At 70.5% G+C, this 23,304-nt stretch carries 22 protein-coding genes and 2 pseudogenes; 15 read left to right on the top strand and 9 right to left on the bottom strand.

The annotated features are described in order from the left end of the window. Position 1 precedes the first annotated feature (1 nt). Genes OG782_RS19345 through OG782_RS19325 form a run of 5 tightly spaced genes read left to right on the top strand, consistent with a single transcriptional unit; the run spans position 2 to position 4,175 of the window. The gene (locus tag OG782_RS19345) at positions 2–577 is read left to right on the top strand and encodes a phosphoribosyltransferase family protein (protein WP_406452625.1); all 576 of its coding nucleotides are present in this window, start codon (positions 2–4) and stop codon (positions 575–577) included. Continuing rightward, positions 574–1,722: a glycosyltransferase family 9 protein gene (locus tag OG782_RS19340; protein WP_406452623.1), complete on the top strand. Its 1,149-nt coding sequence runs from the start codon at positions 574–576 to the stop codon at positions 1,720–1,722. The genes OG782_RS19345 and OG782_RS19340 overlap by 4 nt, the downstream gene beginning before the upstream one ends. Beyond that, complete coding sequence (locus OG782_RS19335; RefSeq protein WP_406452621.1) at positions 1,719–2,855, top strand: hypothetical protein; 1,137 nt, start codon at positions 1,719–1,721, stop codon at positions 2,853–2,855. The genes OG782_RS19340 and OG782_RS19335 overlap by 4 nt, the downstream gene beginning before the upstream one ends. After that, positions 2,840–3,589, top strand: coding sequence for an SDR family NAD(P)-dependent oxidoreductase (locus OG782_RS19330; protein WP_406452619.1), 750 nt, complete (start codon positions 2,840–2,842; stop codon positions 3,587–3,589). The genes OG782_RS19335 and OG782_RS19330 overlap by 16 nt, the downstream gene beginning before the upstream one ends. After that, entirely contained in the window at positions 3,582–4,175 is a 594-nt protein-coding gene (locus tag OG782_RS19325; protein WP_406452617.1) for a histidine phosphatase family protein, read from the top strand. The genes OG782_RS19330 and OG782_RS19325 overlap by 8 nt, the downstream gene beginning before the upstream one ends. 152 nt (positions 4,176–4,327) lie before the next feature. On the opposite strand, the gene OG782_RS19320 is transcribed toward OG782_RS19325, so the two are convergent. The 3 genes and pseudogenes from OG782_RS19320 to OG782_RS19310 all read right to left on the bottom strand — a co-directional run. Next, positions 4,328–5,125 carry a DUF6907 domain-containing protein gene (locus OG782_RS19320; RefSeq protein WP_406452615.1) on the bottom strand — a complete coding sequence of 266 codons (798 nt, stop codon included), beginning with the start codon at positions 5,123–5,125 and terminating at the stop codon, positions 4,328–4,330. A gap of 732 nt (positions 5,126–5,857) precedes the next feature. Further along, positions 5,858–6,682 (bottom strand): hypothetical protein, encoded by an 825-nt coding sequence (locus OG782_RS19315; RefSeq protein WP_406452613.1) that lies wholly within the window; start codon positions 6,680–6,682, stop codon positions 5,858–5,860. A gap of 869 nt (positions 6,683–7,551) precedes the next feature. After that, positions 7,552–7,821: pseudogene (locus OG782_RS19310) on the bottom strand (NUDIX domain-containing protein); the annotation flags it as partial. 17 nt (positions 7,822–7,838) lie between these two features. Here OG782_RS19310 and OG782_RS19305 point away from each other — a divergent pair. Continuing rightward, on the top strand, positions 7,839–8,042 hold the full coding sequence (locus OG782_RS19305) for a hypothetical protein (protein ID WP_406452611.1): 204 nt from the start codon (positions 7,839–7,841) through the stop codon (positions 8,040–8,042). Continuing rightward, positions 8,039–8,860 (top strand): class I SAM-dependent methyltransferase, encoded by an 822-nt coding sequence (locus tag OG782_RS19300; protein WP_406452609.1) that lies wholly within the window; start codon positions 8,039–8,041, stop codon positions 8,858–8,860. The genes OG782_RS19305 and OG782_RS19300 overlap by 4 nt, the downstream gene beginning before the upstream one ends. 115 nt (positions 8,861–8,975) lie before the next feature. Here the strand turns inward: OG782_RS19300 and OG782_RS19295 are convergent. After that, positions 8,976–9,249 (bottom strand): annotated as a pseudogene (locus tag OG782_RS19295) (HAD family phosphatase); the annotation flags it as partial. A gap of 11 nt (positions 9,250–9,260) precedes the next feature. On the opposite strand from OG782_RS19295, the gene OG782_RS19290 reads away from it, so the two are divergent. Then, positions 9,261–9,413: a DUF6192 family protein gene (locus OG782_RS19290; RefSeq protein ID WP_406452607.1), complete on the top strand. Its 153-nt coding sequence runs from the start codon at positions 9,261–9,263 to the stop codon at positions 9,411–9,413. A 197-nt stretch (positions 9,414–9,610) separates the two neighbouring features. Here the strand turns inward: OG782_RS19290 and OG782_RS19285 are convergent, their stop codons facing one another. Beyond that, positions 9,611–9,832, bottom strand: coding sequence for a hypothetical protein (locus OG782_RS19285; protein ID WP_406452606.1), 222 nt, complete (start codon positions 9,830–9,832; stop codon positions 9,611–9,613). A 186-nt stretch (positions 9,833–10,018) separates the two neighbouring features. Between OG782_RS19285 and OG782_RS19280 the strand changes: the two genes are divergently transcribed. Both OG782_RS19280 and OG782_RS19275 read left to right on the top strand, forming a co-directional pair. Further along, positions 10,019–10,234, top strand: a complete 216-nt coding sequence (locus OG782_RS19280; RefSeq protein ID WP_406452604.1) for a type II toxin-antitoxin system VapB family antitoxin — start codon at positions 10,019–10,021, stop codon at positions 10,232–10,234. Next, positions 10,231–10,653, top strand: coding sequence for a PIN domain nuclease (locus OG782_RS19275; protein ID WP_328866186.1), 423 nt, complete (start codon positions 10,231–10,233; stop codon positions 10,651–10,653). The genes OG782_RS19280 and OG782_RS19275 overlap by 4 nt, the downstream gene beginning before the upstream one ends. A 363-nt stretch (positions 10,654–11,016) precedes the next feature. Here OG782_RS19275 and hisF read toward each other — a convergent pair whose 3' ends face one another. The 3 genes from hisF to OG782_RS19260 all read right to left on the bottom strand — a co-directional run bounded on the left by hisF (position 11,017) and on the right by OG782_RS19260 (position 17,415). Next, positions 11,017–11,811 (bottom strand): imidazole glycerol phosphate synthase subunit HisF, encoded by a 795-nt coding sequence (gene hisF / locus OG782_RS19270; RefSeq protein ID WP_406452601.1) that lies wholly within the window; start codon positions 11,809–11,811, stop codon positions 11,017–11,019. Then, positions 11,805–12,446, bottom strand: coding sequence for an imidazole glycerol phosphate synthase subunit HisH (gene hisH / locus OG782_RS19265; RefSeq protein ID WP_406452599.1), 642 nt, complete (start codon positions 12,444–12,446; stop codon positions 11,805–11,807). The genes hisF and hisH overlap by 7 nt, the downstream gene beginning before the upstream one ends. A 370-nt stretch (positions 12,447–12,816) precedes the next feature. Further along, positions 12,817–17,415 carry a CHAT domain-containing protein gene (locus OG782_RS19260; RefSeq protein ID WP_406452597.1) on the bottom strand — a complete coding sequence of 1,533 codons (4,599 nt, stop codon included), beginning with the start codon at positions 17,413–17,415 and terminating at the stop codon, positions 12,817–12,819. Positions 17,416–17,482: 67 nt separating this feature from the next. Here OG782_RS19260 and OG782_RS19255 point away from each other — a divergent pair, with 67 nt between their 5' ends. From OG782_RS19255 to OG782_RS19235, 5 genes are all read left to right on the top strand, one after another. Further along, positions 17,483–17,869, top strand: coding sequence for a hypothetical protein (locus OG782_RS19255; RefSeq protein WP_406452595.1), 387 nt, complete (start codon positions 17,483–17,485; stop codon positions 17,867–17,869). Between the two features lie 8 nt (positions 17,870–17,877). Beyond that, positions 17,878–18,687 carry a hypothetical protein gene (locus OG782_RS19250; protein WP_406452594.1) on the top strand — a complete coding sequence of 270 codons (810 nt, stop codon included), beginning with the start codon at positions 17,878–17,880 and terminating at the stop codon, positions 18,685–18,687. Positions 18,688–19,082: 395 nt separating this feature from the next. Beyond that, positions 19,083–19,496, top strand: a complete 414-nt coding sequence (locus OG782_RS19245) for a YciI family protein (RefSeq protein ID WP_406452592.1) — start codon at positions 19,083–19,085, stop codon at positions 19,494–19,496. Beyond that, positions 19,493–20,740 carry an RNA polymerase sigma factor gene (locus OG782_RS19240; RefSeq protein ID WP_406452590.1) on the top strand — a complete coding sequence of 416 codons (1,248 nt, stop codon included), beginning with the start codon at positions 19,493–19,495 and terminating at the stop codon, positions 20,738–20,740. The genes OG782_RS19245 and OG782_RS19240 overlap by 4 nt, the downstream gene beginning before the upstream one ends. 127 nt (positions 20,741–20,867) lie before the next feature. Then, complete coding sequence (locus OG782_RS19235) at positions 20,868–21,488, top strand: HhH-GPD-type base excision DNA repair protein (protein ID WP_406452588.1); 621 nt, start codon at positions 20,868–20,870, stop codon at positions 21,486–21,488. Between the two features lie 58 nt (positions 21,489–21,546). Here the strand turns inward: OG782_RS19235 and OG782_RS19230 are convergent, their stop codons facing one another. Beyond that, complete coding sequence (locus tag OG782_RS19230) at positions 21,547–23,238, bottom strand: helicase HerA-like domain-containing protein (RefSeq protein WP_406452586.1); 1,692 nt, start codon at positions 23,236–23,238, stop codon at positions 21,547–21,549. Positions 23,239–23,304: the final 66 nt, after the last annotated feature.

Here is a 23,304-nt window from a genome sequence, read left to right as displayed (position 1 = left end):
CATGCCCGAAACCGTCACCCTGCCGCCCTTCTCCGCCCGAATCGTCGAACGGCTCAGCGTTGGAGCCACGAGCCGCCGCGAGCGTGTCATCCACTCGTTGGACGGACTGGAAAGCCCGGTGCATCCCGACACCCTCGCCAGCACGGGGGCCGATCTGTGGCGTCTGCTCCGGGAGCAGCTGCCGGACGGAGCCGGCTCCGTGGACTTCCTCCTGGGCCTGGACGCGGGCGGCATCCTGCCCACCGTCTCCCTCGCCGACGCTGCCCGCCTCCCCTACAAGATCGCCTGGAAGCTGCATCTCCCCCTGGACGGCGCTGTCCGCTTCAGCGAGCCGCACGCCATGCGTACCGACGTCTTCGCCTACGGCATCGCTCCGGGACAGCGCATCGTCATCGTGGACGACGAGATCACCACCGGTCGGACCCTGGCCGACCTCACCCGCCGCCTCCGCGAGGCCGGCGCCGTCCCGCTGGCGGCGACCTGCCTGGTGGAGGACACCACACGCGGAGCCCGCGCACTGCTCGACGAGCTGGAGCTGCCGCTGGTCTCGCTCACCACGATCAAGGGCCCGGCGTGAGCTCGGTCGCCCCGCCAGGGGTCCGGTTCCACCACGGCTCCGTGGTCGTCCCCACCGGGGCCGTCCACACCACCCCGCTGGGGTACGACCGTGGCAGCGTCCCCATCGGCGCGCCGCTCCCGCTGACTGCCTCCGCCGAGTTCGTCCACCGCCTGAGCGATTGCGGCGAGGTCGTGGTGGCCTTCGAGGGGAAGCTCGGAGACACCCTCCTCGCTCTGTCGGGGGTCCGCGCGGTGCTCGACTGGCTGCGGCTGCGGTCGGTTCGCACGTCCGTCCGGGCGGTGGGGCCGTACGCGGGGCTGGTCGCCCGGACCGGGCTGCTCGCTCAACCCCCAGTCACCACGCCCCACGGTCGACGCGCCGTGATCGGAGACCGCGCGGGGATCGAGGCGCACGGCTCCGAGGCCGTGGTGAGCCTGGTACTCGATCCAGCGGCCCCGCCCTGCTGGTCGAGCGACGGCCGCGCCCATCCGGACCTGCCGGCCCGCCACTACCTGGGGCTGGAACGCCGCCTAGGCATCCGGCTCCCCGGCACGGCCCCCTTCGCGCCGACCCTCGCGACCGGCCCGAACAATCTCGTGGAGGAGCTGCGATCGGTGGGCTGGCTGGGCGGCCTGACCATCGCCGCCATCACCGCCACCAGCTGGCCGGAGCGCAAGGACTACACCGCCCAGCGGTACATCGACCTCGCCGAGCAGATCGCCGAAGCCCAACAAGCACAGGCCCGGCTGCTGCTCATCGGCGGCACCGCGGAAGACGGCCTTCGCGTCAGCGCAGAGGCCCCTCGACGCCACGTTCAGGTGCTCCACCTGGACGGGGCGCCGGCCGACCAGCTCGCCGATCTCTTCCCGCACTGCGACCTGATCGTCGGCAACGACACCGGCCTCACCCACCTCGCCGCGATGACGCGCAGTCCCGAGAGGCCCGTCATCGGCTTGTACGCGCGCCACAGTCACAGCAAGTGGCGCACCGGGCTCCCCCATCACCACGCCGTCGCCACCGACCTGTCCGACCGCATGCACCAGGGCGACCTCTGCCCCGTCCGAGACGCCATTCCCCCGGACGTCGACATTCACATGGACGCCTTCCCGCCCGCCGAACTGGCCCGAGTGTGCCTCGACCTGCTCAACGGGGTGCGGCCATGACCCTCCGCAGCCCTCTGCGGCTCGGCCCGGTGCGCCGCTTCACTCGCAACCTGCTCTGTCCCATCGACCTCCTCGGCCGTCCCTTGCTCCTGAAGTACACGCGCCACCCGGTGGAAAGCCGCACCGAGGTGCGCGGGCACGCACGTCTGGCCCAGCACTACCGGGTGCCTACCCTCCACGCCCACCTGCGTGTGCCGGGCGGGCGGCTCCTCGCGTACGAGCGTCTGCCCGGCGGCACCGATCACGGGCTCCTGCTCGATCTCCTCAACGCGAGCGAGGCGAGCGGCGACCTCCACGCCTACATGGATCAGCTCACGGCTGCGTACCGCGAGGCCATCCTCGCGACGGCGAGGCCCACCGACCCAACACGCGTGGTCCGCAAGCTGTACTGGGACCGTGCGGCCCCCGGCGGCCGACTCGACGACTACTACGCCGGCGAGGACTTCCCCATCGCCGACGACCTCATCGACGTCCCGGTCTCTCGCCTCGGCACCTACACCCTGAACATCAACGGCCGTCGGCACCACCTGGATTGGGTTGCCACCCTCCGCTGGCTGCGGGCCCACTTCGCCGCGACCGAGCCGGTCTGGACAGCCCTCACCCAGGGCGACCCCACCGACGTCAACCTCGCCCACCCGCTCGCCTGGTTCGACTACGACACCGCCGGCATGAACAGCATCCCCGGCGAGTTCGCCAACTTCCTCTGGTACGCCTCCGCCCTCGGCGGCTGGCTCGTGCCCACGTACAACCCGGCTGCCTTCGCCGACCACCCCGCCACGTTCGCCCGCGCCCCGGACAACACCCCCGAGATCCGACGAGCGGACATCGAGCACACCACGAGCACTCTCCACATCGACTACGCCCCACGTCTCGCGGCTCCCCGGCGGGCCTCCGTGACCACGTACTGGAACCAGCTCGTACGGCCGGTCGCCGACCGCCTCTGGCCGGGTGCGGACCTGGCGAACCTGCTCCGCCCCTACCTGGCCATGCGCATCCTCGGCGTCTACAACCTCGCCGACCTGGCCCCACCGGACCGGCTCGTCCTCCTCGCCCGGCTCGCCGAAGCAATGAGCCCCGCCTTCGACCCCGCCACCTACTTCTGCCCACTGGAGTCGCCATGCCCGACCCCTTGAAAGGCCGCACCGCCCTGGTCACCGGAGCCACCGGCGGACTCGGCACGGCCATCGCCCGCCGCCTCGCAGCCGATGGCGCCACAATGGCGCTCACCCACTTCGACGACGACCGAACGGCAGAGGAGCTCTCAGCCTCCCTCTCCTCTTGCATCTCCCTGTCGGCAGACCTTCGAGACGCCGAGGCCGTACGGTCCCTGTGCCATCGAGCCCAAGAGGCGCTGGGCTCGGTGAACATCCTGGTCAGCAACGCCGGTGCCTACCCGCGCCGATCGTGGCCGGAGACGACACCGACCCACTGGGAAGACGCTCTGGCCACCAACCTGACCAGCCACTACCTCCTCGCCCACGAACTCACCGCCGGGATGACGGACGCCGGCTGGGGCCGGGTCATCACGATCGGCTCCGTCCTCGCCACTGCGGGCCGCCACGAGCTCGCCGGCTACATCAGTGCCAAGGCCGGCCTCGAAGGACTCACCCGCGCCCTCGCCCGCGAACTCGGCCCAGCCGGCGTCACGGCGAACTGCGTCGCTCCCGGCTCCATCCGTGTCTCCGCCGAAGACGCCGTCGTCGACGACCCGGAAGCCATGACCGTCCGCCAGCTCGCCCGCCAGTGCGTCCAACGCCGGGGCCGACCGGAAGACGTCGCCGCGGCCGTCGCCTTCCTCGCCACCGAGGACGCCGGCTTCATCACCGGCCAGACCCTGCGCGTCGACGGAGGCTGGATCCTTGGCTGACATCTGGCTCATGCGCCACGGCGCCTACGAAGGCCACCGCCCCGGCTACCACGCCCCACACGAGGCCGCTCTCACCATGGAGTGCCGCGACCAGGTGTGCCGCTCGCTCCCCCTCCCCGAGGGCATCAGCGCGATCGTCACCAGCCCAATTCCCCGTGCCCGCCAGACCGCCACCCTCGTCTCGCATCTCACGGGCCTGCCGATCGTGGCCACCTCCGGCCTCCTCACCGAGTGGCGCGCCCCGAGCATCGTCCTCGGCCGCAGCGCCGAGACCTACCCGCCCGCCTATCGCGCCTGGCGAGCCCGGCGCCTCGCCAACCCGTCTCTACGCTGCGAAGACGGCGAAAGCCTTACCGACTTACACACCCGCGCCCGCCACTGCGCCACTTTCCTCCACCACACCGCCCAACGCCACGGCCCCCTCCTGGCGGTCTCCCACACCCTCTTCCTGGGCGTCCTCACACGTCTCCCAGAAGGCCCCGCCGCCTTCACCACCGCCGCGAAGACACCCTGGCCCTTCGCCGAACTTCGACTTCTGGCGACCCATCGACGGGCTGCAACCGGCCCTCACCGACCCGCCCCATAGATGGCCGACACGCCGGCCACTGCACCCGCTGAGAGACCCTCCGGTTCGTAGTGCATCCGAGCCCACCGCTTGCACCCCGGCCCCAGCACCCGGTTCCAATGCCGGGAGCAACAGGACCGCGCCCCTCGGCCCGTGCTCGCGAGCAACCTCAGTCAAGCGTTGGCTTCCCAGTCGATCCTTGCTTGAACGAGCGTCTTGCGGATCTCGTCAAGCCGTGCGGCCTGTGTTCGGAGCTTGTCGGCAATGTCTGCTAGGTCAGCAGGTCCGAGATTCTCCATCCAACGACCCTCCACCACCTCTAGATCGACATGCGGCACACGGGTGGGCGCGTCGTTGTCGAAGGGGCGTACTTGCAAATGTCCGCGAAAGATTTCTTCAGGCTCGGCTGGGTCGTTGCACCCGGGCCCAACCACATGCATTTCGACGCCTTCAACGGCGAGCCAGTGATCAATGTCCACCAGCAAGCGGAGCGAGTCGGCGCGCAGCGGTTGCTCCGCATAGTCATCGACACTGCTGCGCTCGGCCCACGGGGGGAGGTATCCGGAAAGCTGCCCGCCACCTTCGATGGCGATAGTCCAAGTAGTCGGCCTCTTCACGGTGTCGGCAGCTGGCTCAGACAAGCACGTCCTGGCTTGCAGTTGGTCAGCGAGTTCCATCACCTGGCTGGCGAACGTGCCGATGCTCATAGCATAGGAACGCAGCCCGGCGCCATCGAAGTCATCACTGTCGCCTTCGTGGGTGACGCTGGCAGTCAGTTCACCGTCGCCCTCGAGATCGTGTAGCCAGGCACGCAGGTGAGGGGAGGACCCCTGTCCGGTGCCTGGCACCTCGGCGACAACGCCCATGTGCGAATAGTGGTCGCCGGTGTCGGTGCACCAGGCATAGGCGGAACAAGTAGTCGTTGGGGCGATCGCAGGGACCGGAGCCGACTCGACGGTGGTGGCATTCATGCCGGAGGTACTAGCCACCGTGGGTGTCGACCATGCACCATCAGACGCGGTCCACCCCACCGGGTGGTCTATGTGTGAGGAGAGAGCTACGGGGAACAGGGCCAGCGTTCAGCCTCAGCATAGGAGCCAACAAGGGATGCCGCTTTCGGCAACGGCGTCCCCGTCCTCCTGCGCACGATCATGATGCGCGCCGCACGGCTGGAGTAGTACGAGCAAGGCGCTTCCCGCCGACAGCGACTCGCTGGTGCGCCCCGGAGGCTCGCTGAAACCCGTCGCTGGGTAAGCCGTCACCTTCCGCAACACCGCCAGGTTCCTAGCCCATGGCGCCCATGATGGAACACTCGACCGCGGACTGCGGTAGGTGCCCTGTTGCCAGGTGATCTTCCATTGGAACCGGCTCGGACTGTCCGTGCGAGGACAAGGCATGAACAGCCAGGACAACAATTCTGTTCGGCGAGGACGCCCCGAGGACCTCAGTGCGGTGACAATCGGGCATCTCCACAGCATCACCGTTCCGTGAAGAGCGGCGAACGTGTCCCCCGGCCCGGGTGGTTCCTCCTGACTACACGGCCGGCGACGGCCCTCTTTTACTTCTCCGTCCTACTCCTCGGGGCGCTCCACAAAGGGAAGCGCGCAGTTCTTCGGCCGACGACCCATCCGTAGCAGGGTGGTAGTTGCGCCCTCTCTGTCAGCCTTGAGTGAGACGTCCCGCTCCGAGTCGACCATCAGCGATCAGATGCTCGCCGGCCTATTCGCGTCCGAGTTGGGGGAGAGACGAAGGATCTTGTCCCAGGTGGCCACTAGCCCCGCCGCGGCGGCCGTGGCTAGGGCGACGCCCACAGCTGACGATGCCAGGGCAAAGATGATGCCAGCGAGACACAAGGTGAACGCAGATACCCGCAGCACCTGCTGCCGCCACGCTCTGCGCTCGCGGTGACTGTGCAACAGCCCGCCGGCGGATGCGTCCCCAGGTGCGAGATCTTGCAGCCGGCCGCTTGCGAGTACCTTCAGGATTCGCTCCACTTCGAGCAGAGCACGCTTCGCACCGTCGATCCGATCCAGCTCAACCCCGTCACGAAGTTCACGCACGAGGGCAGCGGCTGCTGCGAACCGAGCCACGACCTGAGGCATGGGGTTACGGCCATCAGGAAGCGCACGTTGCACGGCGTACCTCTCCAGCGCGATGGCGAAGTCTTCCAACGCTTGCACTGCCGCAACGTGCGGAGAGTTGAACGGCGATGCGGTCGGAGGCTCCTTCCCTGTCACCTCCAGAGGTTGGAGAAGTGCCTCATAGGCCCTACGCACCGTGACTGTTATGGCCTCGGTTGTCCACCGTTGCATGCCTTGGTTCGCGACAAGCGAAGCGATCACAGCGGTGATCAACATGGGCGCCACCAAGGCCCCTATGGCGACGGCGTCGCGCCAGACGTGCCAGCTTGTGCGTTGGATGGCTGTGGCAAGGGCGCCACCTGCTGAGACGGACATAGCGACGGGGACGACCATTTTGAAAGCGAGTGCCCTCCGGGACGCCTGATACAGGACGTCTTCGCGCTGCAAGTAGTCCAGCGTCGGACGTTCTGGACGCGTCGCCAAGGAGCTGTCGCGGACCTGGCGCACCAGGTGAGCACGGCGCCGTCTTGCGTGTGCCCGCGCGTAAGTCCAGCAGATCCGTTCCAAGAGCGTTCTGCTACTTCGGCGCTGCGAGGTTGCCGTCATGGTCAGGGCCCATATCGACAGTGTCCAAGCAGCGAAGATGAGCGCCCCAAACTCGGCCTTCCACACGTTCTCCCCCTACGGAACATCGAGGAACCCGTCCCCGTCACAAGTCTCTATGCCCTGGGTAGGTTCACCAACGCCTCACTGTCAGTACGAGACTCCGTGCGAGCCGAATACCGTCGATCCGGCCACCGCGGGCCCGTGACCAGCTACAGGATCAAGCTGCCGACCTTGCAGACGACCCAGCTTCGTAGTCTCAGTTCTGGTCTCGTTCGCCGCCGTCCGGCCCCGTCCAGACGGGGTCATCCCGAATGCTCCGCACCAGGTCAGGACAGGCACGCACCCCGCCGGACCCCCATACGAACATTTGGAAAGCGTGTTGGGGGCAACCCCTCACGAGTTCGAATCTCGTATCCTCCGCCATTGCTCTCACCGGGCAATACGTCGAAGGCCCCCGCAGCTTGCTGCGGGGCCCTTCTTCGTGCGTGGTCTCAGTTGCGCGGGGCGGACCGCCGTGGACTTCCACGGACAGTCTCGGCTGCTCCTACAGACTGCCAGGTCGCCAGGATCGTGATCGTCGACCGCATCGAGACCAAGATCCTCCTGGGCGAACAACATGAGTCTCCGCGGCAACGCGCGGGCCGCATCCAGCCCCAGGCGGCCCATTGAACCGGCCGGCAGAGAGGTCGGCCACAGCCTCGTTGTCAGACGGTGTCCGCGACGTGCGCGTGGCCGCCGATCACCTCGCAGGCGGTGTAGGACATCAGTCGGACAGTGGCGGGGCCCCGTTCGCCGAGGAGCTTGACCGCCATCAGGGTCAGGCCCGTCTCCTCCTGGGTTTCGCGTACGGCGGCGTCCTCACGGGATTCGCCGGCCTCGACCTCGCCGGCCGGGAACTGCCAGGAGAGCACGCTCTCGCCGACGCGGCGACCGGTCCTCCGGAGACCTGCACGCCGCGCATCTGGACCTGGCCACCGCATACCTGGCGAGCGGCGAGGTGGAAGGGGCCGGCACGGAACTCGCGGCGGTCCTCGGCGCGGATCAGTACACCGCGAGCATCACCATCAGGCTTCGCAAACTGGACACGCTCATCGGCAGCGGGCCGTACCGTGACTCACGGCCGGTGATCGATCTTCGGGAGCACATCCACGAGGTGACCATCCGGCCCGCTCTCGTCAGCGCACCCACGGAGCCGCGATGACCACCCAGCCGGCGAACGACCCTTCCGTGACCGACCGATTCCTGCTCTCCACCCAGGCGTACGGCAGCGGTCAGCATCTCGCAGCCCGCCAGTCCCTCTACCAATGGCAGACCCCACGACACGACCTCCCCGGCATCATCGTGGGCGAACTGGCCGGCGTACGCGGGGCGGTGGCGGACGTGGGCTGCGGCAACGGGAAGTTCGTGCAGCGGGTACGCGCCGACCGGCCGGACCTGACCGTGCTCCCCATGGACATCTCTCCCGGCATCCTGGCGGGTATCGAAGGAGCCGTGGCGGCAGATGCCCAGAGGCTCCCGATCGCCGACGGGGCGCTGGGTGCGGTCCTGGCCATGCACATGCTCTACCACGTCGCGGATCAGGCCCGAGCCGCCCAGGAGCTGGGCCGCGTCCTGGCCGACGACGGCATCGTCATCGCGTCCACCAACAGCAGGACCGACAAGCGCGAACTGGAGGACCTCTGGAGACGAGCCGCCGGGGATGTCCTCGGCACGCCGGAGGGCCCCGCACGCGTCCAGCTCTCTGCCCGCTTCACCCTGGAGGACGCCCCCGGCATCCTGGGCACAGTCTTCGACGATGTCCGGACGATCCCCCTCCCGGGAGTGATCGAAGTGACAGACCCCGGGCCCGTGGTCGCGCACCTGGCCTCGTACGAGGCGTGGGCTGTCCTGATGGGTGTCCCGTTCACGGAGACGATCGAACGGGCCCGCCGACGGGTGGACGAAGCCATCCGGGCGGAAGGCGCGTTCCGGGTCACCTGCCTTGGCGGAATCCTCGTCTGCCGAGCGGCGCACGCGTAGACCAGCATCCTTGAGCTGCGGTGACGCCTTCCGCAACCCAGGCCGACCGGACTTGCCCCCAGGGCCTGTGGCTTCCGAGCAGGCCAGGAAGGCCGCCACCAGCCAGGGGCCAAGGTCAAGCGGCGAGGACTGCAGTAACTCCCAGGAGAGCCTCAAGCTCCGCAACGGCCTCGTCCTCGCCCGTGGCGTGGGCGGTGGTGATCCCCAGCTCTGCTGCCGGCGGAAGGTTCCCAGATTCCGCCGTGCTCGTACGGGGTGAACGGGTCCAGACCGAAGCTGTTGGACAACAGGGCGACTCGATGACCAGCCGTCCGTGCCGCACGGGCGAGGGCAGCCATCCGGCGAGCCGCAGGCACCTCGGCCCACGCCCGGCCCATCAGGCGTGCTGGCCCAGGAGGAGATGCTGACCACGGAAGAGGAGGAGGCGGTCCTCGACAGCATCAAGAAGGTCCGCGCGGTCTGCGATTGGTGCGAGCACGTCGTCACCACCGGCCAGGCGGATATGGACGACGAACTCGCCCGGCTGCTCGGCGGGGAAGGGGACCAGCTGTGAAACCCCGACGTAGGTCACCGTCCGACCTCGGCCTCGAACTGTGGGACTTCGTCAAGGAGGGTGGCGAGGAGGGCTTGCCGCGGGAAACCGCGCTCGCCCACATGCCCCCAGCCAGTTCGAGATCGCCAAGGTCTGGGACCGGGACAACATGTGCGAGATGGAGCAGTGCTTCCTCTACGTACTCGGCCAGTACCTCATCACTCGCGACCCGCAGATGTCCGTTCCTCGCCCTCAACCGCGAGATCGAGCTGCTCTACCGGCGCGCCGTCCGCCTGCACCGCAGCTCCATAGCCCCGCTCGGCGAAAGTGGCCGCCAAAGCCCACAGCTCCTGGTGGCGCACACCGCACTGGCCGGCATGATCGAGGCCGCCGCGCCACTCCGGCACGCCAGCTTCTCGGCTGACGTCGTGGTCCGACACGGCACCAGCCCCTGAGCTGCCCCAGGGAATCGCGCCTCTCGCATCTCACGCCTACGACTCACCTTGTGAAGCCCATCAACACATAGCGGTCACCACTCAGGCCGGGCACCCACGAGCTGACATCACACAGCGATACCTCATCTGCGATATACTCGATGGCATAGTTGATATCCGAGGAGGTCATCGATGAGTCGCACAGTGATCGATCTCGACGACGAGCTGCTGGCCGACGTGGCTCAGGCGCTGGGGACCGGCACCAAGAAGGAGACGGTCAACACTGCGCTACGCGAGGTGCTCGACAACCGCCGACGGGCTCTCGCTCTCACTCGGCTGCGGGGTGCAGCGGGCGAGGGCGCGTTCGATCTGAATGTCTTCGAGGACAAGAGGGACTACCGGCGGTGAGCGCGGCACAGTTCCTGATCGACACCAGCGCGCTCGCCCGATTCTTCCGCGACGACGCCGAACAGTACGGATGGGATCAGGCCGCCACAGCAGGGCTCATCGCGACCTGCCCTGTTACCGAGCTGGAGTTCTTCTACAGCGCCCGCTCCGCCGCGGACCGTGCGCGCGGCATCGAGGACATGCGGCTGCTGTTCGGCTGGGTGCCCGTCGATGACCGCGCGTACGACCGCGCCTGGCAGGTTCAGGAGCTGCTGACTCAACGCGGTCAGCACCGCAGTGCGGGAGCTGTTGACCTAGTCGTCGCCGCCACAGCGGAACTCCAGGGACTGACCCTCCTGCACCGCGACCATGACTTCGAATGTATCGCCGCAATCACCGGTCAAGCCATGCAGTGGTATGGCCCGGTGTCCGGTAAATGAGCGAGCGCCTGGGTCTCAGTTCCGGTCTCATCGCAGGTGTTCGCCACAGTTCACCGAGCCTGTGGCCGCCGGCACCGCCACAGGTCCAGACGCCCGTGACTGTTCCCGAACGGCCGAGTGACGACTTGGAAAGCGTGTTGGGGGCAACCCCTCACGAGTTCGAATCTCGTATCCTCCGCCATTGCTCTCACCGGGCAATACGTCGAAGGCCCCCGCAGCTCGCTGCGGGGGCCTTCGACGTTGTCCGTCCCGGTCCCGGTCCCCTGTTCGCGGAACCAGGTCGCCCGGGCTGTAGTGATGCCGTTGTCGGGGCGGCCGGTCGTCCCGGGACCGGCCGCCCCCACAGCGGCTGAGCGAAGGCGACTACGGGCAGGGCCGCACCAGCAGGCTGTGGTCCCTGACCAGGTCCGCCTTGACCTCGCGCACGGACAGCGTGCGCTCCATACGCGGGGAGTAGAGCAGCGAACTGATGATGGCCGCCGAGGCCGACGCCTCGTTGAAGGCCGCCGCCACGTGCTCCGAGGAGCCGGCTCCGCCCGACGCGATCACCGGCAGGTTCACCGCTTGCGCGATCGTGCCCGTGATGTCCAGCTCGTAGCCCTCGTGCGTACCGTCCTGGTCGATCGAGTTGACCACGATCTCACCCGCGCCGAGTTCCTCGCCGCGTCGGGCCCACTGCACTGCGTCCAGCCCCGTCGCCACGCGTGCGCCGTCGATGAAGACCTCGTAGCCGCTCGGGATCTCCGGCGTCACGGGAACCCGCTTCACCTGCATGGACTGAACCATGCACTGGCGGCCGAACTCCTTGGATCCCTGGGCGATGATCTCCGGATCACGTACGGCCATGGAGTCGAGGGAGATCTTCTCGGCACCGGCGTCGAGCACCGCGTGCATGTCCTCGAGGGAGCGGATTCCGCCGCCGACCGTCAGGGGCACGAATACCTGCCGGGCCACCGCCTCGATGGTGCGCAGGTCGGCCTGCCTCCGTTGGGCGCTGGCCAGGATGTCGTAGAAGATCACCTCGTCGACACCGTCGGCGTACACCGACTTGGCGATCGTGGCAGCGTCTCCCACGTCGATGTTGTCCTGGAACCTCCGGGCCTTGGTGACACGGCCATCGACGATGTCGAAGCAGGCGATCAGCCTCGCAGTCAGCACAGTTCCTCCTGCGGAAGCTTCACGAACCGGTCGAGCAGGCCCAGGCCGAGCGGACCGGACTTCTCCGTGTGGAACTGGGTGGCCATGATGTTTCCCCTGGCCACCGCTGAAACGAAATCCACTCCGTACTCGGTCGTCGCCGCGATGTCCGACTCGTCCGCCGGCTCGGCGTGGTACGAGTTGACGAAATAGAAGTGCCCGTCCTGCGGCAGACCGACGACAAACGGGTGAGCGGACGCGCGCCTCACCTGATTCCAGCCCATCTGTGGCACGCGTACCGCCCGGGGGTCGAACGGGCGCACCGTTCCCGGGAGCCAGCCAAGGCACTTGGCAGACTGCTCCGCGCTCGTTTCGAAGAGAACCTGCAGGCCCACGCAGATGCCGAGGAACGGCATGTCGCCTTCGACGACCACGGTGTGCAGCGCGGAAGGCCATCCGGCTGCATTCAGGTAGTCCATCGTGGTTCCCGCCGAGCCCACTCCGGGCAGGATGACACGGTCGACCTCGGTGAGATCGTCAGGTGTCTTCATCAAACGATTCGGCACACCGAGAAAATCGAGCGCGTACTGCACACTCTGTGAATTCCCGGTCTGATAGTCGATCACGCCGACAACCGGCCGGTCGCGATAACTCATGAACGCCTCAATCCATGGTCGGATTTGACGACCAGGTTGGAATGACTTGCGGCAGTGCCGCACCAGTCGAACGACAACAGCGCCAAGGTAGCCGTTCCGGCCTGGCGGTGGCCTGGCTGTCTCACGGGAGGCCCGGGGGTGGCCGCGGACCGTCCCGCCGCTGTCATGGCGAGGCTCATCACGTCGCAAGGATCCGCTCCGTGCCGTGCGAAGAAACCAGGCCTGCCCGGTGTCACTCACGCCGAGATCTTCGGCTCCGGAATCCCTTTACCGGCCGGCAAGGTATCTCCTCCTCCCGCATCTCGTATTCCTGTCGCATTCCTGTCGTCGGAAGCGGGCCACGTGGATACGGCGGGCGGATCGGCACCGTTCACGTCCCCGCGTGCACGTACGCCGCCCAGATGTGGGGACGGTCCGGGATTCGGTGGCGCAGGGCTCGGACCGTGTGGTGCAGGACGTGGGCGGGTGAGGCGGCGGGGTCGGAGGTGAGGCGGCGGTAGAAGTCCTTGGTGACCTCGTCCGCGTGCCTGCTGTCGATCTCCCACAGGGTGCCGACCGCCGTGGGGAAGCCGGCGAGAAGGAAGGCGCTGGTGATGTGGATGGCCTCGTCCGAGAGGTGTTCGGAACTGCGGGCGGTGCCGCAGGCGGCCAGGAACGCGAGGCGGGCCGCGTCCGGGCGGGCGCGGCAGATCTCCAGGACCGACAGGGGCTCGCCGCTCGGCAGGTGGAGCAGGGCGCCGGAGGGCTCGGCCGGGTCCGTGGCCGCGTGGCAGCCGAAGTGGACCCATGAGGTGCCGCCCAGCGCGGCGAGGACGGCTTCGCGGGTGGCGGCGGGGCCGACCAGGGGGGCGTCCGCGCCGAGCAGCCGGGCCGCGAAGGCGGCCGTCCGCGCCACGCCGGGCAGCTCGTCCTCCGAGGACGCGACCAGCAGCGCGCCGCCGCTGCCGGCGGTGTCCCGGTGGGCGGCCCTGGTACGGGCGTGCGCCAGGGTCCGGAAGCCCGGGACGTACGAGGAGATCACCGTGTCGAGTGCGGCACCGCAGTCGCCGCGTTCGCAGCCGGGCCTCGCGCACTGCGCCGCGTGCAGCGGCAGGGAGTTGAAGGCCCCCGTCGGCACCCACCAGACGCGCGGCCAGGGCCCTTCGCCGTCGACCGGGCCGGACGAGCCGACCAGGTCCAGAACCGGCTGCACGACCGTGTGCCAGGTCCACTCCAGCGTCTCGCGGAGCGTTGCCCCGGCGGCGATGAGCGCGGCCGGGGACGGTCGCGTCGCGCCGCCGGCGCTGATCGCGTCGACGGCTTCGCACAGCCGTCGGGCCGCGTCGTCGATCTCTTCCGACGTGGCCTGAATGCGCAGGGCGGTGACCGACCGGGCCGTCACCACGAGGGCGTGGCTCATCTGCGGCCCGTGGTTGAGCACGACGATCGGGCCGTCGGCCGCGAGGTCGCGCAGCTGCGCGGCGGAGAGCGGTCGCAGGAAGCCGTCGAATCCGGGCCGGGTACGGATGTGCGCGACCAGGTCGTCGAGTTCGCGCGAGGCACGCAGTCCGGCGAGCCGGGCCCTCTCGGCGTGGCCGGCCGGCGCCCCGGCCCCGGACCCACTCTCGGGGGCCGGCACCCCGGACCCGGACCCACGCCCCGACCCGGGTCCTTCCCCGGTGGCGAGCAGGGCTGTCAGCCGCTCGACTTCGTCCGCCAGGTCCGGGTGCGCCGACCTGAGTTCGCCGAGGTCGGCGCGGGCCTCGATCCGACGGGCGAGCAGCAGTCCGCGCCCGCGTTCGAGGAGCTCCGTGGCACGGTCGACGGCGGGTCCGGTGAGGACATGGAGGGAATGGAGGGAGGCGTTCCGGTCGGACAGGCTCTCGGGCAGGGCGTCCGGAAGGGGCTGGTTCTCCGCAGCCGCGCCGGCGATCTCCTCCAGGGCCGCCACCCGGGCCTTCAACGCCGCGGTGCCCTCGCGCATGTGGAGGGCCATGAGGAGCAGCCCGACCACCTTGCGGATGTCTCCCTCGAACGCCGTCAGGCCGTGCTCGGCGGACTCCTGGTCGCTGCCGCGGTCGGTGATGGAGGCCATGGCCTCCACGGCGTCCTCCAGATGGGACAGGGCCGATTCGATCCGCGGCGGCACACTGCCCAGCGCTCCGGCCGCCGCCCCGATCGACCCGCTGGCCCGGAACCACGCCGGGAGCGCGGGATTGCGCCAGGCGGTGTCGTCGGCGATTCCGGACATGCGGTTCCGGAGGTTCACCATCAGGACCTCCATGGCGTTCGTGGGGACCTCCGGCGCCCCCGGCGGCCGTCCGATCCCCGACGGCCGTCCGATCCCCGGCGGCCCGATCCCCGACGGCTCCGTGCCGGACGGCCCGGCCCCCGACGCCCCGGTCCCCGGCGTCTCTGCCCGGGGCGCCCCGGCCCCCGGCGGCCCGGTCCTCGAGGAGACCGGCGGCAGTTGTCCTCCCAGGACCTGGATGGCGATGGCGCCGAGGTGCGGGCGCATCATGTCGGTCCAGCCCTCGGGGGCCTCCTCCCCCAGCGCGTCGACCAGATGGGCGGCCTCGGCCACGAGGGCCGTCGCCCGCCTCTGCTCGGTCTCCCGCAACGCGAGTGCGCGCAGGGCGAGCACCCGGATCAGCGTCATCCCGGTGGAGAGCCGCATCGGATGGCCCGCCGGACACGCCTCGAACGTCCTGCGGCACCGCTCCACCAGGTCGTCGGTGAAGGTACTGCCCGGGCTGCCCGACGGTCCGACGGTCTCGGTCAGGGACAGGTAGTTGTCGGCCATCGCGTCCAGCCAGACCGGCCGCTCCTGCCGGGCGGCCGCCGCTTCCTCGCTGAGTTCCTTGAGCTGTCGTGCGAGGTTCTTGGCGCGTTCGAGCTGGGCGGGTTCGTGGCCGAACAGATAGTTCTGCAGTGCGTTGTGGAATTCGGTGTGGATCAGCCACCCGGCCTGCCCGATGTCGGCAGGTACCTCTCCGCCCGGCGACCAGGCCGACAGAGCCGCCGCCTCACGCGCCCCCTCCGCGTCGAACCGCTGCGCCGACCGCATCGTGAGGGCGGAGGCCAGGAGCTGATCGAACCCTTCGGCGAGATCGGAGGAGTTGGCGTGCGCGAAACGCAGCAGCCGTACCGTCCATTCGAGCAGGCCCGGATCTCCGGACTCCGCCGTCCTGGCGAAGACCGCGCTGCCCAGCATGGCCGCCAGCGGCGCCTCGCGGGAGCGGTCCCCCTCCCCTATGTCACCGGCCAGTTCCCACAGGTCCGCGATGGCGGAGCCGAGATGCTCCGGGTCGCCCTCGCGGATGTCGTCGAGGCGGGTGAAGAAGGTCAGTTCGGGGTCCGGCTCCCGTTCCGGTCCGTCGCTCTGGACCGCCATCACGGCGACCGGCACCGCGGCGGTGAACCGGCCGCGCCGCAGTATCGCGAGGGGCGGGAAGCCGGCCGGCGCGTCGGCGGCCGCGGCCTCGGTCAGCGCGCCGGCTTCCGCGAGGAGTTCCGCGGCCCTGTCGGGTTCCGTCTTCCGCAGAGCCTGCCCCCGCGCCCCGGTCGTCGCGGCCAGCACGGCGGTGTAGCCGTAGCGCAGCGGTGTGCCGGGCGGCAGCGTGGCCAGAGCGGTGCGGTAGCGGGCGAGCCATGCGTCGGAGACCGTACCGGGGTCCTCGCCGGTCTCGGCGAACAGGCGGATGATCTCGATGTCGACGTCCAGGAACGGTGAAGGCGTCCCCTCCCGCTCGGCGAGATCCCTGATCTGTTCGGCTACGCGTACGGCCTGCGGCCCGTCCTTCCGGATGTCGATGCTGACCGGATCGTCGCTGCTCTCCATCAGCGCTTCCCAGGCGGCGGCGAGATCCTGGAGTTCCCTGTCCTCCGCCCCCGGCGGACCCGGCGGACCCGGTGGTGGCCCCGACGCGCCCTCGGCGGCGAGCAGTTCGCGCGCCTCCCGGTCCGCCTCCTCGTCCCCCCGCTCCTGCGCGAACGCCCGAAGTCCCCGGACCAGGGCCGCGACGACAGCGGGGCGGGCCTGATGCCCCGAAGTCGTACGGTCCAGGGCTGCGCGCAGACGGCGTACGCCACAGGCGATGCGGCCCGCGTCGTGTTCCAGCGCGCCGGCGTCGGCAAGGGCCTCCCCCAGGCCGAGGTCCAACTGTCCCGGCCACGCCATGGGGTCGGCGTACAGCTCACGCAGGATGTCCAGCCCCTCCGAGAGCTGCGGGGCGAGCGCCCCGTCCGGGAAGGCGGCCGCCAGCCGTTCGACATCGGCCAGCGAGGGGTCACCGAGCATCCGGGCCGCGTCCATGACCGTCCCGAGCGCAAGCGCGATCACCTCGGCCCGCCCCTCGCCGGCGACGCTCCCGGCGGCGGCCAGTCGCTCGCACACCAGACGCCCATGACCCGCCGCCTCGGCCAGCGCCTCCGGTTCCGCCATCAGCGCGAACCGCGCCATCTCCAGATGCAGGGCGTGCACCATCACTTCGACGAAGCCGTCGTGGTCCTCGGGAAGAAGGCCTCGGGCCGTGCCGGACCAGGCGAGCGCGCGCTCCAGCGCGATCAGCCGGTCGGACCCGGCCGCGTCCCGTGCGTCCGGTGCATTGAGCGCGTCACCGAAGGCACTGCTGACGAGATACGCGAACAGCGCGTCGTGGACCGGGTCGGCGGCGTCGAAGGACTCCCGCAGTGGCTCGGGGAGATGGAACTGTGCCGGGACGCGCGGCTGCAGGAAACCGAAGGTCCCCATCACCACCATCACGTTCCGCCGCCCCTCCGGGTCGTCGTCGCCCAGGTGGCGGAGCCAGAAGGTCCACAGAACGTCGGAGAGCGCGTCGAGGTCGATGGACTCCCCGGGCGACGGCGCCGCTTCACGCAGCAGCGCGAACGCGTCGGCGACCGCGTCCGGTGCACGCAGCGGCGCGGGATCGCTGCTCTCCTGGACTGCCGACAGCCGCGCGAGGACACGTTCCCGAAGCTCGGTCATCGTTCATTACAGTAGTTTGATTTCACGTCAGCAGGCAGTGATTCACGGGCAGTTGAGGGAGGACGCGATGGGAGACGGGGCGAAGACGCGCAGGCTCTACGAGGATGCCGTCGAGTATGTGTGCCGTAACACCGACGCGCTGCGCGAGCTCGTCGGACCCGCGCTCTGGGACGCCCCCTTCGCGGTCGTCCGGGACGAGACCCCGTCCACCGATGCCTGGCGGCAGGCCGTACGCGCACTGCACGACGCCGCCGAGGCCGCCGGGATCCCCGACGGGATCGGCCTGCGCGCCACGATGGGTGTCGGGGACTGGCCCGGCGGGCCCACGCCCCGGTCGGCCGGCTGGGTCTGTCCCGGCGGCCGGTGTGCCCGCGTCGAGCTGCGCGAGGGGGCGTCCCCGCAGACGCCCGCGTGCCTCCTGGCCGGGCAGCCGATGCGCCTGGTGGGCGGCTGACCACGACGATGACGCTGCTCGCCGAACTCCAGAAGCGCATCCCCGACGGGTGGTTCCTGCGTCGGCTGCTGCCCGCCGCGCTGTTCGTCGTCGTCGCCGTCGTGGGGGGCGGACAGCTCGGGCAGCGGCACTGGAACGACCTCGGGCTCGCCCGCGCCCGGATCGCCGCGGCCCTGCGGACGGGCGGCAGCCTGTCCGACGACAGCCTGGCGCTGCTCGTCCTCGTAGCGGTGGCGGTCGTGGGTCTGGCGTTCGCGGTGCCCTTCGCCGCGGCAGGGATCGGCGCGCTGGCCTCCGGGGCCTGGCCCTGGTGGCTGATGCCGCTGAGCCGGCGGGTGACGGCGTGGCGGGTGAGGCGGTGGGCGCCGCCCTCCGAGGTCGCGCGGGAGTCCGTCCGGGCCCGCGCCGCCGGCCGGGAGCTCCGCGCCGACCGTCTGGACGCGCGCCTGGCCCGTACGACGGACGAACCCGGCTGCCCCACCTGGTCGGGCGACCGGCTGCGCGCCACCGAGACGGAGATCAGGCGGACGACCGGCCTGGACATCGCCGGCGAGTGGACCGGTCTGCTGCTCACCGTCCCGGAGGTCTCCCGGGCCGCGCTGAGCGAGGCCCGGAACGCCTACGACGCGTCCTGCGAGGGTCTGGCCTGGAGCGTGGCCGTCGTGCTCCTCGGCGCCTGGTGGTGGCCCGCCGCGCCGGCGGGCGTGGTCCTCTGGCTGGCTTCCCGGCAGTCGCTGCGTCTGGCGGTACGGACCCTGTGCCGGACCACCGAAGCGATCTGCGCCCGGCAGCACACCGGCGGCCCGCCCCCCGCCTGAGCCCGGTACGGGCCGTCCCGTCCGCGCATGCCACGCGTGGCGGTCGCCCACGAGAGCGAAAGCGAACGCCGGGCGCCCGGCGATCCAGCCGGCCTTCACCGGCGTCTCCTCGCCCCGCCCGCTCCTGCCGAACGCCACCGCTGCTCCCCGCTCCCCGCTCCCGCCGGTTCCTCCGGTTCCCGGGGCCGGAAGATACAGGCCCCGCCTCTCAGGACCCGCCGGCCCGTCCGCGCGGTTGCGTCTCACGCGTGGCGGGTTCGCCTGGGCCGTTGCGGGAATTCTCGCGGATTCCGGGAAGCTCTCCGGCGCGGTGTCGAGAACCGTCCCCCCGCTCCGACGTCCCCTGTGAGAACCGCCCATGAGGGGCGGCAGGGACACCACCGAGGGAGCGGATCATGAAGTACCTGGTGATGGTGCAGGGCTCGCAGGAGGACTACGAGGCGATGCGCGGGAACGCGTCCGCCGGCAATCCGGCCTGGAGCGAGAAGGACGTACAGACCATGTTCGCGTTCATGGGCGCGATCAACGACGATCTCGCCGAGACCGGTGAGCTCATCGACGCCCAGGGGCTCGTCGAACCGGCGAAGACCCGCTTCGTCACGGCGGGCGAGGACGGCCGCCCGGTGATCACCGACGGTCCCTACGGAGAGACGAAGGAGCTGCTCGCCGGGTACTGGGTACTCGAGTGCGAGAGCCTGGAGCGGGTCACCGAGATCGCCGCGCGCGTCACGCAGTGCCCGGCACCCGCCGGTGCGCCCGCCCGCCCGGTGGCCATTCGGGCCATCGACAGCGGCGGGGGCGATGTGTGAAACGCAGGACCGAGGCCGAGGACCTGCTGCGGCTGCACGCCCCGCAGGTCCTCGGCGCGCTGGTACGCCGGTACGGGCACTTCGACCAGGCCGAGGACGCGGTGCAGGAGGCCCTGATCGCCGCTGCCCGGCAGTGGCCGGAGCAGGGGGTGCCGGACAATCCGCGCGGCTGGCTGATCAGGGTGGCCTCCCGGCGGCTCGTGGACCGGCTGCGCAGCGACGACGCCCGGCGCGCGCGTGAGGAGGCGGCGGCCGCGCTCACCCCGCGCGACGCCTTCACCGCGCCGCCGCCCGACGAGCCCGTGCCGGGCGGGGACCGGGCACCGTCCGAGGACGACACCCTCACCCTGCTCTTCCTGTGCTGCCATCCGGACCTGGCCCCGGCCGCGCAGATCGCCCTGACCCTGCGGGCCGTCGGCGGGCTGACCACGGCCGAGATCGCGCGGGCGCATCTGGTGCCCGAGGCGACGATGGCCCAGAGGATCAGCCGGGCCAAGCGCAAGGTCCGGGGCGCCGCGTTCGTCCAGCCGGTGCCCGCCGACCGGGACGGGCGGCTCGCCGCCGTGCTCCAGGTGCTCTACCTGATCTTCAACGAGGGCTATACGGCGACCTCCGGCCGCGCGCTGCACCGGGCAGGACTGGCCCGGGAGGCGATCCGGCTGACCCGAGCCGTGCGCCGGCTGCTGCCCCGGGACGGCGCGGTGTCCGGGCTCCTGGCGCTGATGCTGCTGACCGACGCCCGCAGCGCCGCACGCACCGGACCGCACGGCGAACTCATCCCGCTCGACGAGCAGGACCGCACCCGCTGGGACCGGGCGGCCGTCGCCGAGGGCATCGCCCTGGTCGAGGAGGCGCTGGGCGAGGGGCCCGCCGGGCCCTACCAGGTGCAGGCGGCCATCGCGGCGCTGCACGACGAGGCACCCCGCGCCGAGGACACCGACTGGCCGCAGATCCTGGCGCTGTACGACGTTCTCGTACGCATCGCCCCCGAGCCGATGGCCGGACTGAGCCGGGCCGTCGCCGTCGCGATGGTGCACGGGCCGCAGGCCGGGCTGGCCGAGACCGACGCGCTCGCGGACCGGCTGGCAGGCCACCACCGGCTGGACGCCGTCCGCGCCCACCTGCTGGAACGGGCCGGCGACCTGGAGGGCGCCCGCGCCGCCTACCGCGCGGCGGCCGCCGGGACCCTGAGCATCCCGGAGGCCCGCTACCTGCACCGGCGCGCGGACCGGCTGGCGGACTGAGCTCGTACGCCCGCCGCCGGCATCCCGCTGCCGCCCGACCCCGAAACCAGCGGCAAACGGCTGCAAACGGCTGCGCCGACGGTGGTTGTGCTGGCCGTCGCAGCTCGGGCTCGTAATGATCGGGGCCATGACCAAGAGCGACGAAGAGCGAGACATCACCCTCCGGATCGCCCAGCAGCCCGAGGCGGACGAACTGCTCGCGCGCAGCCCGCTCGCCGCGCTGGTGGGCATGCTGCTGGACCAGCAGGTGCCGATGGAGTGGGCCTTCTCGGGTCCGTACGCCCTGGCGCAGCGCATGGGACGGGACGATCTGGACGCCCATGAGATCGCCGTGTACGACCCCGAGGCGTTCACCGCACTCTTCACCGACAAGCCCGCGCTGCACCGCTACCCGGGCTCGATGGCCAAGCGGGTGCAGCAGCTGTGCCAGTTCCTGGTGGCGCAGTACGACGGTGAGGCGAGCGCGGTGTGGAGCGATGCCGCCACCGGCGCCGAGCTGCGTAAACGACTCAACGCCCTGCCGGGGTTCGGCACCCAGAAGGCGCAGATCTTCCTGGCGCTGCTGGGCAAGCAGTTCGGCGTCCGGCCGCCGGGCTGGCGGGAGGCGGCGGGGCCGTACGGGGAGGCGGGCTCGCACCGCTCGGTCGCCGACATCACCGGCCCCGAGTCGCTCGCCGAGGTCCGCGCCTTCAAGCAGGAGGCCAAGCAGGCGGCGAAGGCCGAGAAGGCGGCGGCCAAGGGCAGATGAGCCCGCCGGGAACAGCCTCCGCCGGTGTGCCGCCGGGAACCGGCCGCCCCGTCGCGCTCTACCGTCTGCGGCGTGCCGTGCCGAAGAGCGAGCGTGAGATCTCCCGGCCCAGCTGCGTCCCCACGGACCGCGCCAGCGACTTGAACATCCCGCTGCCGACCACCTGCCGCACCAGCGAGGCATCGTCCCCGGACTGTCCGCCCGCCCCGGAACCCGCCCCGGAACCCGCCCCGTCCCGGCGCGCCGCGGGTGCGGACTCGCCGGACCTGACCGCCGCCTCCACCGCCGCCCGGTCCGCGGCCTCGGCGGCGGCCCGCTGCTCGGCGTCCTGGGTGGCGCCCAGCTTCTCGTACGCCGACTCCCGGTCCACAGCCTGTGCGTAACGTCCGTACAGCGAGGACCCCTTCACCGCGGCGTCCAGCTCCGCCGCCGGGCACGGGCCCATCAGCGACTGCGGGGCCCGCAGCCGGGTAGCGGCGACCGGAGTCGGCGCGCCCTTCTCGCTCAGCACGGTGATCACCGCCTCGCCGGTGCCCAGACCGGTCAGCAGCTCCTCCAGGTCGTAGGGCGAGTTCGGGAACGTCTTCACGGTCGCCCGCAGCGCCTTCGCGTCGTCGGGGGTGAAGGCCCGCAGCGCGTGCTGCACACGGTTGCCGAGCTGGCCCAGCACATCGGCGGGGACATCGCGCGGCGTCTGCGTGACGAAGAAGATGCCCACCCCCTTGGACCGGATCAGCCGCACGGTCCGGGTGATCGACTCCAGGAACGCATTCGACGCCCCGCTGAACAGCAGATGCGCCTCGTCGAAGAAGAAGACGAGCTTGGGACGGTCCAGGTCCCCGACCTCCGGCAGATCGTGGAAGAGGTCGGCGAGCAGCCACATCAGGAACGTCGAGAAGAGCTGCGGCTTGTCCTGCACGGCGGCCAGCTCCAGTACGGAGACGAGGCCCCGCCCGTCCGGTGCCTGCCGCAGCAGCTCGGCCGTGTCGAACTCCGGCTCGCCGAAGAAGTCGCCCGCGCCCTGCTGCTCGAACGCGGTGACCGAGCGCAGGATCACTCCGGCCGTGGCCGTCGACAGCCCGCCGATGCCCTTGAGCTCCGCCCGGCCGGTGTCCGAGACGAGGAACGCGACGACCGAGCGCAGGTCCTTCAGGTCCACCAGCTCCAGGCCCTTGGCGTCGGCGTAGTGGAAGATCAGGCCGAGCGACTGCTCCTGCGTCCGGTTGAGCTGGAGCACCTTGGCCAGCAGGACCGGACCGAAACCGGTGACCGTCGCCCGCAGCGGAATGCCGGGGCCGGTGCCGCCCAGCGCGTAGAACTCGGTGGGGAAGGCGGTGGCCTTCCACTCCTGCCCCACCTGGCCGGCCCGCTCGGCCACCTTGTCGCCCGGCACGCCGGGGGACGCGATGCCGGAGACGTCACCCTTGATGTCGGCGAGGAAGACCGGCACCCCGTTCGCCGACAACTGCTCCGCGATCAGCTGGAGGGTCTTGGTCTTGCCGGTACCGGTGGCCCCGGCGACGAGTCCGTGCCGGTTCAGCATGCCGAGCGGGATGCGGATCCGGGCCCCGGGCAGGCACGAACCGTCCCAGAGCAGCGCCCCGAGCTCGAGCGCGGCCCCGGCGACGTCGTACCCGGCCGCGATCTCCCGCGCCTGCGGCGGAAGTGCGCCTTCCGCACCGGTTCCACCGCGCGCACCACCCTTCGCGCTCCCGGGTGCGCCCCCGCCCGTGCTGTCGCTCTCACTCATCGCGGCCTCAATTCCGGAATGGACGCTTATATGCCGCCCCGGCCAGCATCGCAGTCCCGCCCCATG

Origin of the sequence: Streptomyces sp. NBC_00876 (assembly GCF_045207435.1) — a bacterium.
Taxonomy (GTDB): Bacteria; Actinomycetota; Actinomycetes; order Streptomycetales; family Streptomycetaceae; genus Streptomyces.
The sequence above is the reverse complement of the archived record's forward strand: the minus strand, read 5'-3'. Positions and strand labels throughout refer to the sequence as shown.